Source organism: Kitasatospora putterlickiae (assembly GCF_039527695.1).
GTDB lineage: Bacteria > Actinomycetota > Actinomycetes > Streptomycetales > Streptomycetaceae > Kitasatospora > Kitasatospora putterlickiae.
Genome location: NZ_BAAAKJ010000119.1, coordinates 15081 through 17133, shown reverse-complemented (window position 1 = coordinate 17133; position 2053 = coordinate 15081). Strand labels below are relative to the sequence as shown.

General features: G+C 76.0%; 1 protein-coding gene. It reads left to right on the top strand.

Annotated elements, in window-relative coordinates:
• The first annotated feature begins 87 nt into the window (after positions 1–87).
• A complete protein-coding gene (locus ABD308_RS12465; protein ID WP_344332725.1) occupies positions 88–2022 on the top strand; it encodes an anthranilate synthase family protein in 1935 nt (644 codons plus the stop codon).
• The last annotated feature ends 31 nt before the right edge of the window (positions 2023–2053 follow it).

Genomic DNA, 2053 nt, shown 5'->3' with positions numbered 1-2053 from the left:
CCCGTCGGCGTTCTCAGCCGGTCGACAGCCCTCCCGGGAGCGGAACCCCCACCGCCGCAGTAGCCCCCCGGAAGGAACGCCGTTACCGTGACCCGCGCCGCCGACCTGCTCGCCCGCCTCACCGCCCCCGACGCCCCGGCCTTCGCCCTGCTGCACCGCCGCACCCCGCGCACCGCCCCGGACACCGTCGAGGTGCTGCTCGGCACCGTCGACAGCCACGAGCGGCTGGCCGACCTGCCAGTCCGCCACGGCGTCCCCGCCGACGGCCCGGTGCACGACCTGCTCGCGCTCGTCCCCTACCGGCAGATCCGCGAGCGCGGCTTCGAGGCGCACGACGACGCCACCCCGCTCCAGGCCCTCGCCGTCACCGAGCAGTACGCCCTGCCGCTCGCCGAGGTCACGGCCGCGCTGCCGCGGCTGCCCGTCGGCCTGACCGGCGGAGCGTTCGACATCGACGACGCCGAGTACGCCGCGATCGTCCGCCGGGTGATCGAGGAGGAGATCGGCCGCGGCGAGGGCGCCAACTTCGTCATCCGCCGCGACTTCACCGCGACGCTGGACAACTTTTCCCCCGCGCTCGCGCTCACCCTGTTCCGCCGGCTGCTGGAGCAGGAGCGCGGCGCCTACTGGACCTTCCTGGTGCACACCGGGGAGCGCGTCCTGGTCGGTGCCTCCCCCGAGGTGCACGTCCGGCAGAGCGGCGGGACGGTCGTGATGAACCCCATCTCCGGCACCTACCGCTATCCGGCCGGCGGCGCCGGCCTCGACTCGCTGCTCGACTTCCTCCACGACCCCAAGGAGCTGGAGGAGCTGACCATGGTGGTCGACGAGGAGCTCAAGATGATGTGCACCGTCGGCGACCTCGGCGGCCAGGTGCTCGGCCCCCGGCTCAAGGAGATGTCCCACCTCGCGCACACCGAGTACGAGCTGCGCGGCCGCACCTCACTGGACGTCCGCGAGGTGCTCAAGGAGACGATGTTCGCCGCCACCGTCACCGGCAGCCCGGTGCAGAACGCCACCCGGGTGATCAAGCGCTACGAGCGCGGCGGGCGCGGCTACTACTCCGGCGCGCTCGCCCTGATCGGCCGCTCGGCCAGCGGCGGCCAGCTGCTCGACTCCCCCATCTGCATCCGCACCGCCGACATCGACCCGGCCACCGGCCGGCTCGCCGTCCGGGTCGGCGCCACCCTGGTGCGCCACTCCGACCCGGCCTCCGAGGTCGCCGAGACGCACGCCAAGGCCGCCGGGGTGCTCACCGCGATCGGCGCCCTCCCCGCGCCCTCCCGCCCGGCCGGGCCCACCGGAGCCCGGCTGGCCGACGACCACCGCGTCCAGGCCGCGCTGGACGCCCGACGGGCCGGCCTCGCCCCGTTCTGGCTGCGGATGCAGCAGCCGGCCCGGGCCACCGAGGAGCTGGAGACCCTGGTCGTCGACGGCGAGGACACCTTCACCGCGATGCTCGCCCACCTGCTGACCTCGCTCGGCCACCGGGTCACCGTGGTCCGCTACGACGAGCCGGGCCTGCGCGAGCGGGTCGCCGCCCACCCCGGCCCGCTGGTGCTCGGCCCCGGCCCGGGCGACCCGGCCGCCGCCGACGACCCGAAGATGGCCGTGCTGCGCCCGGTCGTCACCGACGCGCTGGCCGCCGTCCGCGACGGCCGGCGCACCGCCCCGCTGCTCGCCGTCTGCCTCGGCCACCAGCTGCTGTCCGCCGCACTCGGCCTGCCGCTGGTCCGCAAGGCGGTGCCGTACCAGGGCGCGCAGGAGAGCGTCGACCTGTTCGGGACGCGGCGCACGGTCGGCTTCTACAACGCCTTCACCGCCCGCTGCACGGACGCCGACGCCGCCCGGCTGGCCGCCGAGGGCGTCGAGGTGGCCCGCGCCCCGCTGACCGGGGACGTGCACGCGCTGCGCGGGCCGGGCTTCGCCGGACTGCAGTTCCACCCCGAGTCGGTGCTCACCCGGGAGGGCGTGGAGATCGTCGCCGGGCTGCTGCGCGACGCGGTGCCCGCCGCCCGCTGAACCCGCACGCCGGGCGGGGCGCGCGGCGCGC